Annotated in this window: 12 protein-coding genes; 10 read left to right on the forward strand and 2 right to left on the reverse strand. The window is 72.9% G+C overall.

Going from position 1 to position 12,639, the window contains the following annotated elements; genetic code table 11:
* The first annotated feature begins 77 nt into the window (after window positions 1-77).
* The 7 genes from ABS735_RS15195 (at window position 78) to ABS735_RS15225 (ending at window position 7,893) form a co-directional block, all read left to right on the forward strand.
* Complete coding sequence (locus ABS735_RS15195; RefSeq protein WP_373905642.1) at window positions 78-1,364, forward strand: PucR family transcriptional regulator; 1,287 nt, start codon at window positions 78-80, stop codon at window positions 1,362-1,364.
* A 642-nt stretch (window positions 1,365-2,006) separates the two neighbouring features.
* On the forward strand, window positions 2,007-2,798 hold the full coding sequence (locus tag ABS735_RS15200; RefSeq protein ID WP_373905641.1) for an ABC transporter ATP-binding protein: 792 nt from the start codon (window positions 2,007-2,009) through the stop codon (window positions 2,796-2,798).
* Window positions 2,795-3,595 carry an ABC transporter ATP-binding protein gene (locus ABS735_RS15205; protein WP_373905640.1) on the forward strand — a complete coding sequence of 267 codons (801 nt, stop codon included), beginning with the start codon at window positions 2,795-2,797 and terminating at the stop codon, window positions 3,593-3,595. The genes ABS735_RS15200 and ABS735_RS15205 overlap by 4 nt, the downstream gene beginning before the upstream one ends.
* Window positions 3,592-4,491 (forward strand): branched-chain amino acid ABC transporter permease, encoded by a 900-nt coding sequence (locus ABS735_RS15210; RefSeq protein ID WP_373905639.1) that lies wholly within the window; start codon window positions 3,592-3,594, stop codon window positions 4,489-4,491. Before ABS735_RS15205 ends, ABS735_RS15210 begins: the two co-directional genes overlap by 4 nt.
* Window positions 4,484-5,650 (forward strand): branched-chain amino acid ABC transporter permease, encoded by a 1,167-nt coding sequence (locus tag ABS735_RS15215; protein ID WP_373905638.1) that lies wholly within the window; start codon window positions 4,484-4,486, stop codon window positions 5,648-5,650. Before ABS735_RS15210 ends, ABS735_RS15215 begins: the two co-directional genes overlap by 8 nt.
* Window positions 5,647-6,927 carry an ABC transporter substrate-binding protein gene (locus ABS735_RS15220; protein WP_373905637.1) on the forward strand — a complete coding sequence of 427 codons (1,281 nt, stop codon included), beginning with the start codon at window positions 5,647-5,649 and terminating at the stop codon, window positions 6,925-6,927. Before ABS735_RS15215 ends, ABS735_RS15220 begins: the two co-directional genes overlap by 4 nt.
* 147 nt (window positions 6,928-7,074) lie before the next feature.
* Entirely contained in the window at window positions 7,075-7,893 is an 819-nt protein-coding gene (locus tag ABS735_RS15225) for an SAM-dependent methyltransferase (RefSeq protein WP_373905636.1), read from the forward strand.
* 86 nt (window positions 7,894-7,979) lie between these two features.
* On the opposite strand, the gene ABS735_RS15230 is transcribed toward ABS735_RS15225, so the two are convergent.
* Entirely contained in the window at window positions 7,980-8,903 is a 924-nt protein-coding gene (locus ABS735_RS15230; protein ID WP_373905635.1) for a helix-turn-helix domain-containing protein, read from the reverse strand.
* A 140-nt stretch (window positions 8,904-9,043) separates the two neighbouring features.
* Window positions 9,044-9,271 (reverse strand): DUF397 domain-containing protein, encoded by a 228-nt coding sequence (locus tag ABS735_RS15235; protein ID WP_373905634.1) that lies wholly within the window; start codon window positions 9,269-9,271, stop codon window positions 9,044-9,046.
* Between the two features lie 360 nt (window positions 9,272-9,631).
* Between ABS735_RS15235 and ABS735_RS15240 the strand changes: the two genes are divergently transcribed.
* The 3 genes from ABS735_RS15240 (at window position 9,632) to ABS735_RS15250 (ending at window position 12,605) form a co-directional block, all read left to right on the forward strand.
* Window positions 9,632-10,030: an ATP-binding protein gene (locus ABS735_RS15240; protein ID WP_373905633.1), complete on the forward strand. Its 399-nt coding sequence runs from the start codon at window positions 9,632-9,634 to the stop codon at window positions 10,028-10,030.
* Window positions 10,031-10,058: 28 nt separating this feature from the next.
* Window positions 10,059-10,607, forward strand: coding sequence for a hypothetical protein (locus tag ABS735_RS15245; RefSeq protein ID WP_373905632.1), 549 nt, complete (start codon window positions 10,059-10,061; stop codon window positions 10,605-10,607).
* Window positions 10,608-10,835: 228 nt separating this feature from the next.
* Window positions 10,836-12,605, forward strand: coding sequence for an ABC transporter ATP-binding protein (locus tag ABS735_RS15250; RefSeq protein ID WP_373905631.1), 1,770 nt, complete (start codon window positions 10,836-10,838; stop codon window positions 12,603-12,605).
* Window positions 12,606-12,639 lie beyond the last annotated feature (34 nt).

Consider the following 12,639-nt stretch of genomic DNA (forward strand, 5'->3'; position numbering starts at 1 on the left):
AGGGGGCAGGCCCGGCGCGGCGGGACGGCCCGTCGCGCGGCGGCGCCTCCGCAAGCCCTGCCCTGGGGAGGACCGCGATGCAGCACGCCGCCGTACGGTCACGAGCAGCGATCCGCACCGGGCTGACGCCCGTTCCACGCCCGCGGACACCCGGCGTCACGTCGTTGATCGACGCCGACGCCCTGCGTGTCCTGCACCGGGCCGCCCGCAGCCTGCTCGACGACCTGCCCGATCTGACCGACCGCCTGGTGGCCCTGCTGGAGGAGCAGGAGCCCGCCTACCGGGCCGCCGTCACGAAGGACCCCACCGCCACCTGGCAGGAGGCCCACCGCTCCCTGCGGCACAGCGTGGCCTCGCTGCTCGACCCGCGCGGCGCCCGCGACGCCGCCCGTCGCTGCTCCTGGCGGATCGGCGCCGCACGCGCCGGGCAGGGCCTCCCGCTGGACGCCCTGCTGCACGCCTTCCGCCTGGGCGGCTCGCTGGTGTGGCAGCGGCTGGTCGAGGAGACGTCCAGGGCCGCACCCGAGGACGTGCGGCTCCTCGTGCACGTGGCCGCCGACGTGTGGAACTTCGTCGACGAGCACTGCACCCTCGTCGCGGACGCCTACCGGCAGACCGAGTGGCAGATCGGCCGGCGCCGCGAGAACCGGGCCCGGCTGCTGGCGGCCGGCCTGCTCGACGGCACCGGCCGCATCGCCGACCTGCCCGAGGCCGCCCGGGCCCTGGACCTGCCGGAACAGGGCCGATACGTCGTCGTGGCCGTCACCGGCGGACCCCCGGCCCGGTCCGACGCCGCCCGCGCCGCCGCCGTACCGCCCGGGGCCCGCGTCCACTGGCACGCCGGGCCCGAGGTCGACTACGGCATCGTCCTGGTCGGTGCCCGCGACGGGCTCACGGACCCGCAGCAGCCCGGGACCGCGTCCCACGTCCCCTTCCCGGGCCTGCGGATCGGCGTCGGCAGCCCGGTCGACGGACTCGCCGCCGTCGGTGACGCCCGCAGGCTCGCGGACACCGCCCTGGCCATCTGCCCCGCGGCCGGCGGCACGGTGCGACTGGCCGACCAGCTCCCCGCCGCGCTGGTCGTCTCCAGTCCCGAGCTGGGCCGGGCCCTCGCCGAGAAGGCACTCGGCCCCCTGCTCCGCCTGGAGCCCGCCGACCGCGAGGTGCTGCTGGAAACCCTCACCACGTGGCTGGAGTGCGACGGTTCGGCCCAGCGCGCCGGCGAGCGCCTGTACTGCCACCGCAACACGGTCCTCAACCGCCTCCGCCGCTGCGAACAACTCACCGGCCGCTCCCTGGCCCGCCCGGCCGACGTCGTCGAGTTCAGCCTGGCCCTCACCGCCCGGCGCGTCCTGCGCGACTGAGGCGCGCGGTGGGGGATGTCCGGAAACCGTCCCCCGGAGGCCCGGAGGCCCGGAGGCCCGGAGGCCCGGAGGCCCGGAGGCCCCGGAGACCCGGAGGCCCGGAGCCGCCGGAGGCCCCGGAGACCCGGAGCCGCCGGAGACCCGGAAGCCCCGGAGACCGGAAGCGTCGGAGTCCCCCCAGAAGCCCCGGACCGGCGCCGAGCGGCCCGGGGCTTCCCGTCGGCCGGGCGGGGCGGCCGTCCGGGTTGCCCGAGGATCGCCCCGGTCGTCGGCTCCGACCGCCGAAGCCGGACGTGCGGCGTCCCGGGCAGTGCGGGCCGCGGGCGCCTCGGCGGCCGTCCGGCCCCCGCGCCGCGGTGGGGCTCCGGACGCCGCGGCACCCCGGACGGTCTCCGGGCGTTCCGGCGGGACGGCCGCCCGCACGGGAGCGTCCGGGGCGCCCCGCCCCGCGCCGTCGGTGGGAACCCCCGGACATCAGCCCGCCCCGCCCGTCTGGGCATCCGCACAGACTCGCCCGCCCCGGACTGGGACCCCGCAGCGACCCCGCCCGATCCCCCTGTACGGCCACCGGGGCCCGTGCTGTCGTGAGCTCCCCCGTTCACCCGTCACCGTGCCCCTCCGGCCCGGTCCCAAGGAGCCGCGATGCCCGCAGCACCACCGGACGGCGCGCCCGCGCTGCACGTCGAGAGCCTCGACGTGACGTACGGGCGCGCACTGTCCGCCCTCCGCTCCGTGTCCCTGACCGTCCCGCACGGTGCCGTCGTCGCACTGCTCGGCGCCAACGGCGCCGGCAAGACGACGCTCCTGCGGGCCGTCTCGGGCACCCTGCGCCTGCACCGCGGCGCGATCACGGCCGGCCGCGTCCGCTACGGCGACACGGTGCTCGACGGCCGCGACCCGGTCGCCGCAGTGCGCGCCGGCGTCGTCCAGGTGCCCGAGGGCAGGCGGGTGTTCGCCGGACTCACCGTCGACGAGAACCTGCGGGCCGGCGGGCTCGGCCTGAACCGGCGCGCTCCCGCGCAGGTCCGTGAGGCCAGGGAGCGCGTCTTCACCCTGTTCCCGAGGCTCGCGGAACGCACCCGCCAGGCCGCCGGTCTGCTGTCCGGCGGGGAGCAGCAGATGCTGGCCATCGGCCGCGCCCTGATGGCGGCCCCCCGCCTGCTCCTCCTCGACGAGCCCTCGCTCGGGCTCGCCCCGATGATGGTCGACCGCATCGCCGAGGTCGTCCGCGAGATCAACGCCCAGGGCACCGCCGTACTCCTCGTCGAACAGAACGCCGGGATGGCGCTGTCGCTCGCAGAGCACGCGTACGTCCTGGAGGTCGGCGAGATCCGGCTGTCCGGCGACGCCGCCGAACTCGCGCGCACCGACGCCGTACGCCGCCTCTACCTGGGCGAGAGCACCGACAGTGCCGACGGAAAGGGGGCCGCGTGACCGCCCCCGCCGCCGCACCGCCCGCGCTCGACGTACGCGGCGTGACCGTGCGCTTCGCCGGTCTCCTCGCCCTCGACGACGTCTCCTTCACCGTCGCCCCCGGCACCGTGCACGCCGTCATCGGTCCCAACGGCGCCGGCAAGTCCACCTGCTTCAACGTCCTGTCCGGCCTGTACCGTCCCACCGCCGGTTCCGTACGGCTCGGCGCCGCCGAACTGACCCGGCTTGCCCCGCACCGCATCGCCGCCCTCGGTGTCGCCCGCACCTTCCAGAACATCGTCACCACCCAGGGCACCGTCGCCGACAATCTGATGCTCGGCCGGCACGCGCTGTCCCACGCCGGTTTCGCCGCCAGTGCCCTGCGTCTGCCGCGCGCCGTGCGGGAACAGCGCGAACACCTCGCGAAGGCCCGAGAGATCGCCGGACTGACCGGCCTCGGCCCGCACTTCGACTCACCCGTCGCGCTGCTGTCGTACGGCGACCGCAAACGCGTCGAACTCGCCCGCGCCCTGTGTCTGGAGCCCCGTGTCCTGCTGCTCGACGAACCCGTGGCCGGCATGAACGCCGCCGAACGCACCCGGATGACCGAGGTCGTCCGGGAGATCCGCGCCGAACTCGGCCTGTCCGTCGTGCTGGTCGAGCACGACATGGGCCTGGTCATGCGGCTGGCCGACGAGGTCACCGTCCTCGACTTCGGCCGGGCCATCGCCCACGGCACCCCCGACGAGGTCCGGCGCGACCCCGAGGTGCTCCGCGCCTACCTCGGCACCGACACCACGGGGGAGGACGCGGCATGAACGGCTTCCTCGACAGCCTCCTGGGCGGACTCGCCCTGGGTTCCGTCTACGCCCTGATCGCCCTCGGCTTCGTCACCGTCTTCAAGGCCTCCGGCGTCCTGAGCTTCACCCACGGCTCCCTGCTGCTGCTCGGCGGCTACCTCGTCGCCGTCCTCCACGACGACATCGGCTTCGCCGGGGCGCTGGCCGTCGCGGTCCTCGCGACGGCCGCCGTGGCCGGGGCGTTGGACCGGCTGGTGCTGCAGCGCGTCGGCGGGAGCGACCCGCACGCCGCCCACATCCAGACCATCGTCACCATCGGCATCGACATCGTCCTGGTCACCGACCTCGCCCGGCGCATCGGCGGCGACCTGCTGCCGCTCGGCGACCCCTGGGGCTCCGCCGTGACCGACCTCGGCCCGGTGACCGTGGCCGACAGCCGCATCGCCGCCATTGTCGTGTCCGCCGTCGCCATCGGCGGCGCCTTCGCCCTCTTCCGCTTCACCCCCTGGGGGCTCTCGCTGCGCGCGGCCGCCGAGGACCGCGAGGCCGCCGCCCTCATGGGCGTACGGCTCACCCGCGTACGCACCGTCGCCTGGTGCCTGGCCGGCGGCCTCGCCGCGCTCGCCGCCGTCTTCCTGGTCGCCTTCCCGGCGCCGGGACTGGAACGCGCCACCGGACAGATCGCGTTGAAGGCATTCCCGGCCGCCATCCTCGGCGGCATGACCTCCCCGGTCGGCGCCCTGGTCGGCAGCATGCTGATCGGCCTCACCGAGGCGTTCGTCGCCGGCTACCAGTCCGACCTGCACGTCCTCGGCGAGGGCTTCGGCGACGTCGCGCCGTACGCCGTGATGGTGCTCGTCCTGCTGGTGCGCCCCGCCGGGCTCTTCGCGGCGAAGGGAGCGGCCCGTGTCTGACCCGCGTCCGCTCCTCCTCAAGCGCGGTCCGCTCCTGCTGACCGCCCTGCTCCTGTGCGCCCTGCCCTTCTACCTGGACGCCTTCTGGCTGCGCATCGGCCTGTTCTCGATGGCCGCGGCCATCGGCGCCGTCGGGCTCGGCCTGCTCAGCGGCACCGCCGGGCAACTCTCCCTCGGGCACGCCTTCTTCCTCGCCGTCGGCGCCTACGGCTACGTCTGGCTGGCGGGCGAGCCGGGCCCCGGGCTGCCACCCGCCGTGGCCCTCGTCCTCGCCGTCCTGCTCGCCGGGGCCGCGGGCGGCCTGTTCAGTCCCGTCGCCGGGCGCGTGAAGGGCATCTACCTCGGCGTGGCCACCCTCGCGCTGGTCTTCCTCGGCCACCACGTCCTGCTCACCGCGGACTCCGTCACCGGCGGCTTCAACGGCCGCTCGGTGCCACCGCTGGAGCTGGGCGGCTTCACCTTCGCCGAGTCCGATCCCGGCCTCACCGTCCTCGGAGTGCCGTTCGGTGCCGAGGAACGGCTCTGGTACCTGGGCCTCGCCCTGTTCGGCCTCACCTGGTTCACCGCGCGCGGACTGCTGCGCGGCCGGCCCGGACGCGCCCTGGTGGCGCTGCGCGACAGCGAGACCGCCGCGTCCGTGATGGGCGTGCACGTGGCCCGGTACCGCTCGGCCGCGTTCGTCGTCTCGTCGATGTACGCGGGTCTCGCCGGCGTCCTGCTCGCACTCTCCTTCCGCCGCGTGGTGCCCGACTACTTCTCCCTCGCCCTCTCCGTCGACTACCTCGCCATGATCGTCATCGGCGGCCTCGGCTCGGTGGCCGGAGCCACCGCCGGAGCCGTCTTCGTCACCGCGCTGCCCCTGCTGATGACCCGCTACGCCGACCAGCTGCCCCTGGTGGCGACGCCGGGGTCGGGCGGCGGCTCGATCGGCCCGACCGAGGCCTCCCGCTACCTCTACGGCGCGGCGATCGTCGTCATCCTCCTCTACGCGCCCGACGGCCTGCATGGACTGGCCCGCCGCACCCGAGCCCGCCTGCGCCGCCGCCCACCCGTCACCGGCCCGCCCGGCACCGGTCCCTCGCCCGGACCCACCGACGCCGGCCCCGCTGCCACCGCCACCACCGACACCACCGCACGAGCCAAGGAGCACACCCCGTGAACGTCACGCACCCCAGGCCCCGCACCGCCCGGACCGCCGCCCTGGCCGCGGCACTGGCCGCCGTGCTGCTCGCGGGCACCGCCTGCAGCTCCAAGGCGGACGGCGGGAGCACCGACGACGCCGCCGACGGCGTCAAGTCCGGCCCCGGAGTCAGCGAGAAGACCATCAGACTCGGCGCGCTGACCGACCTCACCGGCCCCTACGCCACCCTCGGCAAGAGCATCGTGCAGGCCCAGCAGATGTGGGCCGACGAGACCAACGCCGCGGGCGGCATCTGCGGACGCCAGGTGGAGATCGTGGTCAAGGACCACGGCTACGACGTGCAGAAGGCGGTCACCGCCTACGCCGACATCGCGCCGGACGTCGTCGCCCTGCCCCAGGTCATCGGCTCCCCGGTGGTCGCCGCCCTGCTCGACGACATCGAGCGGGACCACATGCTGACCTTCCCGCAGGCCTGGGCGGCCTCCCTGCTCGGCCGGGACTCCGTACAGGTCCTCGGCACCACCTACGACATCGACATGATCGCCGCCGTCGATTTCCTCACCCGCACCGAGAAGCTCGCCAAGGGCGACACGATCGGTCACGTCTACTTCGAGGGCGACTACGGCGCCAACGCGCTGGAGGGCTCCGAGTGGGCCGCCGAGCAGGCGGGGATGAAGGTCGCCGGACAGAAGATCAAGGCCACGGACACCGACCTGACCGCGCAGGTGTCCGCGCTGGGCAAGGCCGGGGTCAAGGCGATCCTGATCAGCGCGGGGCCCGCCCAGACCGCCTCCCTCGCCGGCGTGGCCGCCGCCCGCGGTCTGAAGGTGCCGATCGTCACCAGCGCGCCCGGCTACGCTCCCCAGCTGCTGAAGACGCCCGCGGCGGCGGCGCTGGAGGCCATGGTCCACGTGGTCAGCGCCGCACCGGCGGTCAGCTCCGACCTGCCGGGCGTCAAGAAGATGGCCGCCTCCTACAAGAAGGCGTACCCGGGCGAGCCCGTCGACTCCGGCGTGCTCTCCGGATACAACGCCGCCCAGCTGATGGGCACCGACCTGAAGAAGGCCTGCGCGGGCGGCAGCCTCACCCGGCAGGACGTGGTCAAGGCGCACCGCTCGCAGAAGAACGCCGACACCGGTCTCGGCACCCCGCAGAACTTCGCCTACGTGACCGCGCCGGCCAGCCGGTCCACCTATGTGCTGAAGCCCGACGCCAAGGCGCTCGGTGGCCTGGTCGGCGTGGAGGAGGCCCACAAGGCAGCCGGAGTGGACGCGTATCTGGCCGCGCGCGGCTGAGACGGGTGAGTGGCCGCCAACTCCGTTGCACCGAAAACAGGTTGGCGGCCACTTGTTCCGCCCTCTGGTTTGGCTGACCACCGGGTCCTTAGGATGTACTGTCTGTCATGCCAGTCCAGTTGGCGCCCGTACGGAGCTGGGGGAACGATGCAAGCCGACAAGCAGCTGTCCACGGAGATCGACGCCAACGTGCCAACAGCGGCACGTATGTACGATTTCTATCTTGGCGGCAAGGACAACTACGCGGCCGACCGGGCGGCCGTCGGTGAACTCGACAAGGTCGTCCCCAGCACGCGCCGGCTGGCGCTGAACAACCGGCGCTTCCTCCAGCGGGTCGTCCGCGTCCTCGTCGAGGACTACGGCATCCGCCAGTTCCTGGACCACGGCTCCGGCCTGCCCACCCAGGACAACGTGCACCAGGTCGCCCAGCGCGTCGCCCCCGACTCCCGGGTCGTCTACGTCGACAACGACCCGATGGTGCTCGTCCACGGCCGGGCCCTGCTCGACCAGAACGACCAGACCGCCGTCATCCACGCCGACATGCGTGCGACGGAGGAGATCTTCTCCCACCCGGACACTCAGCGCCTGATCGACTTCTCGCAGCCGGTCGCCGTCCTGTTCAACTCGGTCTTCCACTGCATCCCGGACAGCGACACCGACGGCCCCAAGGCGGTCGTCCGCCGGGTGACCGAGCGGCTCGCGCCCGGCAGCTTCGCCGTGATGTGCCAGCTGGTCAGCGAGGACGCCGAGGTGCGGAAGTTCGTCACGGACTTCATGGACCAGGCGACGCAGGGCCACTGGGGCCGGGTGCGTGAGCCCAAGGACGTCGAGGCCCTCTTCGAAGGCATGGACATCCTGGAGCCGGGACTCGTGGAGGTCTCGACCTGGCGCCCGGACACCGAGGTGGCGCCGCGTCAGCTCACCGAAGAGTGGATCGAGTTCGGCGGGCTGGGGCGCCTGCGCTGAGCGCCCGCGCCGACGGGCCGGTCACCGCACGACGGCACGAGGGGCCACACGCGACGCGTGTGGCCCCTCGTGCCGTGGCCGCTCTACTACTTGCCGGCGGCGTAGCGCGTCGCCATCGTCTCGCGCAGCCGGTCCAGTGACTCGCGCGGAGTCAGCGCCTCGTCGGCCAGCCGGTCCAGCGCGACCCGGTACTCCTCGGTCTCGTCCCGGTCCTCGAGGAAGTTGGCGCTCTTGATGTGCTCCAGATACACCACGTCGGGCAGATCGGCGCCGCCGAAACGCAGATAGGTGACGGGAATCGCGGGGGCCGACGCGTTCGTCACGTCCAGCGGCACGATCTGCAGCGTCACATGGGGCTTCTCCGCCATCCTGACGAGGTGCTCCAGCTGCTCACGCATGACGTCGCGGCTGCCCAGCACGCGCAGGAGCACGGATTCGTCGATGATCGCCCACAGCTGCGGCGCGTCAACACGGGCCAGCAACTCCGCCCGGCGCTTGCGCAGTTCGACACGGCGCCGGACCTCGCCCGCGGGGGCGTTCGGCAGACCGCGCTCGACCACGGCCTGGGTGTAGGCCTCGGTCTGGAGCAGACCGGGGACGTATTGGATCTCGAAGGTACGGATGGTCGCCGCGGCCTCCTGAAGACCGACCAGACGGTCGAACCACTCGGGCATCAGGCGCTTGTCGTACCGCTGCCACCAACCCGGTTCGCCGGCCCGCAGCAACAGCTTGAGCAGGACCGAGGCCTCGTAGGCGTCGGTGCCGTACTGCTCGAGGAGCGCACGGACGTCGCTCTCGGTAGGGGGCTTGCGGCCCTTGCCCGACTCGATGCGCGAGAGCTTCGCGCCGCTGAACCCCACGGCGCGGGCGGCCTGGTCCTGGGAGAGGCCGGCGTCCTCGCGGAAGCCCGCCAGCTGCACGCCGACGAGCATCTTCAGCAGGGTCGGAGCCGGCTCGGCCCGGTCCAGATAGGGCTCGAGACGGGAGATGCGATGCGACGCGGCGGACATCCTGACTCCCAGCAGACCGGCAGACTTGAGGGAAAGACTATCTCATCCCATCGGCGCTCGCCGCATCCACCCGTAGGAATCGGGTAGTTGGGCTCCGTTTGCGGGCCACCCCGCCGCCGCGTCGTCGCGCCGCGCCCGCCCTACAGCAGGTGGTCGAACTCGCCGTCCTTGGCGCCGGCCAGGAAAGCGGCCACCTCCGCCGGGGTGTAGACGAGTGCGGGGCCGTCGGGATAGCGGGAGTTGCGCATCGCGATGCCTCCGTCCACGAGGGCGACCTCGACGCAGTTGCCCTCGGCGTTGCTGTGCCGACTCTTCTTCCAGCAGGCGTCCAACAAGCTGGCCTGCACTCCGTTGCGCGCTGGTGGCACCGCGGTCTCCTTGCTGTTCGGGGGAGCGGACCGAGCCGTGCCGGTCCCCGAGCGCCCCCATCCGACTTTTTTCGCGCAATTTCTCGTGCAATTGCACGCGAGCGCTCTAAGCGTGGATAATAGCTGTGGCGTCAACCCCCCGGTTGAGGTCCCGTTCTGACGTCGCATCAGGGAGATGCTGTGCCGTCACCTGCGCATCCAACGCTCCGGTCGCCCGGCGAACCCGTGTCGGAGGCAGGCGCGACGAGCCGCTCCGGAGGGCTTCCGTTTCCGGCGCGAGGGGCCGTCGGCCGGACCGATCTGCCGCTGCCGGCTCCGCACGCGCGGCGTCCCGCCCCCGGCGGCCCGCCAGTCTCCGTCGTGCTGCGCGTCGCGTGCGGCGGGGAGGGGTTCGCCCGGGCCCGGAGCTTCACGCGGGACACGCTGCGCGGGTGGTCGCTCGAGCACCGCGGTGACGACGCGGTCCTCGTGGTCACCGAACTCGTCTCCAACGCCGTGACGCACGCGGTGCCGTCGGCTGCGGCCGGCGCGCCGGAGATCAGGCTCGGGCTCGTACTGGGCCCGGCCCGGCTGACGCTGACTGTCTCCGACCCCGGGGACAACGGACCCGTGTTCGACCCGTCCGACGGCTCCGCACTCCGGGAGCACGGACGCGGCCTGTGCATCGTCGACGCCCTCGCGGAGGAGTGGGGCTGGGCCCCGCGTCCTCCGGCGGGCAAGACGGTCTGGGCCACGTTGTCGACCCGCCCCCTCACCTGACCCGACTGCCGCGGAAGGGCCCCACACCATGCGCAGCGCTCCGACACCCGAGCCGAGCATCCAGCGCACCGACCGTCAGACGCAGCCGCCCGGCTCGCCCCGCACCGCCGCCCTGCTGGCGGGCCTCGACGGTGTGCCCTGGAGTGACATCCAGGACTCCACCGGCTCCGCGGCGGCCATTCCCCGGCTGCTGCGCAAGGTCGCCCGGGGTGACGCCGAAACCGCCCGCGCCGCCCTCGGCGACCTGCGCAAGCGCATCTGCCAGTACGGCTTCGTCGTGGAACAGGCGACCGCCGCGACCGTCCCCTTCCTGTGGGAGCTGGCGCAGCGGCCCCAGGTGAGCTGCCGGGCGCAGATCATCCAGCTGCTCAAGAACATCGCCGACGCCCGCCAGTGGGAGACCACCGCCACCGTCTACCCCAAGCTGCTCAACCACCGTGAGAACCCGGTGGCCTGGGAGCGGGCGGCGCGGCAGGCCGTCCGTGCCCGGCGGGACGGACTGGAGCGACTGCTGGCCGAGGACGACACCGAGATCACGCGCGCCACCACCGAGCTCGCCCGCACCCTCGGGGACTGAGACCCGCGCCCTCGGGGACCGAGGCCGGCAACCTCGCAACCGCGAACCACCGCACCCTCGGAGACCGGGACCCGCGCCCTCCACGGGGGAGAAGGCGCGGGTCCCCTTCCATGGTGCAAAACGGTGTGGCGTACTCCGCGGAACGGTGTGGCGTACTCCTGGCCGACGGGGTAGGAAAGCGCGGGAAGCAAGCGCTTGCCCCACTCGGTCACCAGGAGGACCACGCCGATGGCGTCGTCGATGGAAAAGCCGCTCGATCACCGCTACCGGGGCGAACACCCGATACGCACACTCGTCTACCTGTTCCGCGCCGACCGTCGCCGACTGGCCGGCGCCGTCGCCGTGTTCACGGTCAAGCACAGCCCCGTCTGGCTGCTGCCCCTCATCACCGCCGCCATCATCGACACCGTCGTCCAGCACGGACCGATCGAGGACCTGTGGACCAGCACCGGGATCATCTTGTTCATCCTGGTGGTCAACTACCCGCTGCACCTGCTGTACGTCCGTCTCCTGTACGGCAGCGTGCGCCGCATGGGAACCGCCCTGCGCTCCGCGCTGTGCACGCGCATGCAGCAGCTCTCCATCGGCTACCACTCGCGGGTCAGCGCGGGCGTCCTGCAGGCCAAGGTGGTCCGGGACGTGGAGACGGTGGAACAGATGGTGCAGCAGACCGCAGAGACCGGCCTCGGTGCGTTCACCGTGCTCACCGGCGGCCTCGTCATCATCGCCGTGCGCACCCCCGAGTTCCTGCCCGTCTTCCTCGTCGTCGTCCCCGCCGCCTCCGTCCTCGTGGCCAGGCTCCGGGCCCGGCTGCGCACCCACAACGAGCGCTTCCGGCACGAGGTCGAGACCCTGTCCTCCCGCGTCACGGAGATGACCCGGCTCATCCCGGTCACCCGCGCCCACGGCCTGGAGGGCAAGGCGCTGCGCCGCATGGACGGCACCCTGGACCGGCTGCTCACCTCCGGGATGCGCCTGGACCTGGTCAACGGCCGCTTCGGCTCGCTGTCCTGGGTCGTGCTCAACGTGGTCGGCGTCCTGGTGCTCGCGGGTGCCGCGCTGATCTCGTACTACGACGTCTGGGGGGTCACCGCCGGCGACGTCGTCATGCTCAGCGCCTTCCTGACCACGCTCACCAACTCCACGACGACGCTGGCGGGCCTCGCCCCGGTCATCACCAAGGGCCTGGAGTCCGTCCGTTCGGTCGGCGAGGTGCTCCAGGCCCCGGAACTGGAGGACAACGAGGGCAAGAAGGAGCTGACCTCGCTGCACGGAGCCGTCACCTTCGAGGGGGTCGGTCACCTCTACGAGAGCGACGGGCGGCCCGCGGTCAGCGACTTCACCCTCTCCGTCGAACCGGGCGAGACCATCGCCCTGGTGGGCGCCTCCGGCGCCGGCAAGTCCACCGTGCTCAACCTGGTGATCGGCTTCCTGCGGCCTACCTCGGGCCGGCTGCTGCTCGACGGCACCGACATGAACACCCTCGACCTGCGCACATACCGGCGCTTCGTCTCGGTGGTGCCGCAGGAGTCCATCCTGTTCGACGGCACCATCCGGGAGAACGTCGCCTACGGCATGGACGACGCCGACGAGGAGACGGTGCGCGGCGCCCTGCGCGACGCCAACGCCCTGGAGTTCGTCGACCGGCTGCCACAGGGCCTGGACACCCTGGTCGGGGAACACGGGGCAAGGCTGTCGGGCGGGCAGCGCCAGCGCCTCGCCATCGCCCGCGCCCTGATCCGGGATCCCCGGGTGCTCATCCTCGACGAAGCCACCTCGGCGCTGGACACCCGCTCGGAGGCGCTGGTCCAGCAGGCCCTGGCCCGGCTGCTGCGCGGGCGCACCACGTTCGTCGTCGCGCACCGGCTGTCCACCGTGCGGGGCGCGGACCGGATCGTGGTGATGGGCGAGGGCCGGATCCTGGAGACCGGCAGCCACGAGGAACTCCTGGCCGGGGGAGGCGCGTACACCGCACTGCACAGCGGCCAGGTCGCCTGACTGCGACTGCGACTGCGACTGCGACTGCGACTGC

Source organism: Streptomyces sp. MMCC 100 (assembly GCF_041538145.2).
Lineage (GTDB): Bacteria > Actinomycetota > Actinomycetes > Streptomycetales > Streptomycetaceae > Streptomyces.

Coding starts and splice junctions, on each gene's coding strand:
- ABS735_RS15225 (WP_373905636.1), top strand. CDS start 7,075: ATGCAAGCCGACAAGCAGCTGTCCACGGAGATCGACGCCAACGTGCCA.
- ABS735_RS15200 (WP_373905641.1), top strand. CDS start 2,007: ATGCCCGCAGCACCACCGGACGGCGCGCCCGCGCTGCACGTCGAGAGC.
- ABS735_RS15195 (WP_373905642.1), top strand. CDS start 78: ATGCAGCACGCCGCCGTACGGTCACGAGCAGCGATCCGCACCGGGCTG.
- ABS735_RS15210 (WP_373905639.1), top strand. CDS start 3,592: ATGAACGGCTTCCTCGACAGCCTCCTGGGCGGACTCGCCCTGGGTTCC.
- ABS735_RS15245 (WP_373905632.1), top strand. CDS start 10,059: ATGCGCAGCGCTCCGACACCCGAGCCGAGCATCCAGCGCACCGACCGT.
- ABS735_RS15230 (WP_373905635.1), bottom strand. CDS start 8,903: ATGTCCGCCGCGTCGCATCGCATCTCCCGTCTCGAGCCCTATCTGGAC.
- ABS735_RS15250 (WP_373905631.1), top strand. CDS start 10,836: ATGGCGTCGTCGATGGAAAAGCCGCTCGATCACCGCTACCGGGGCGAA.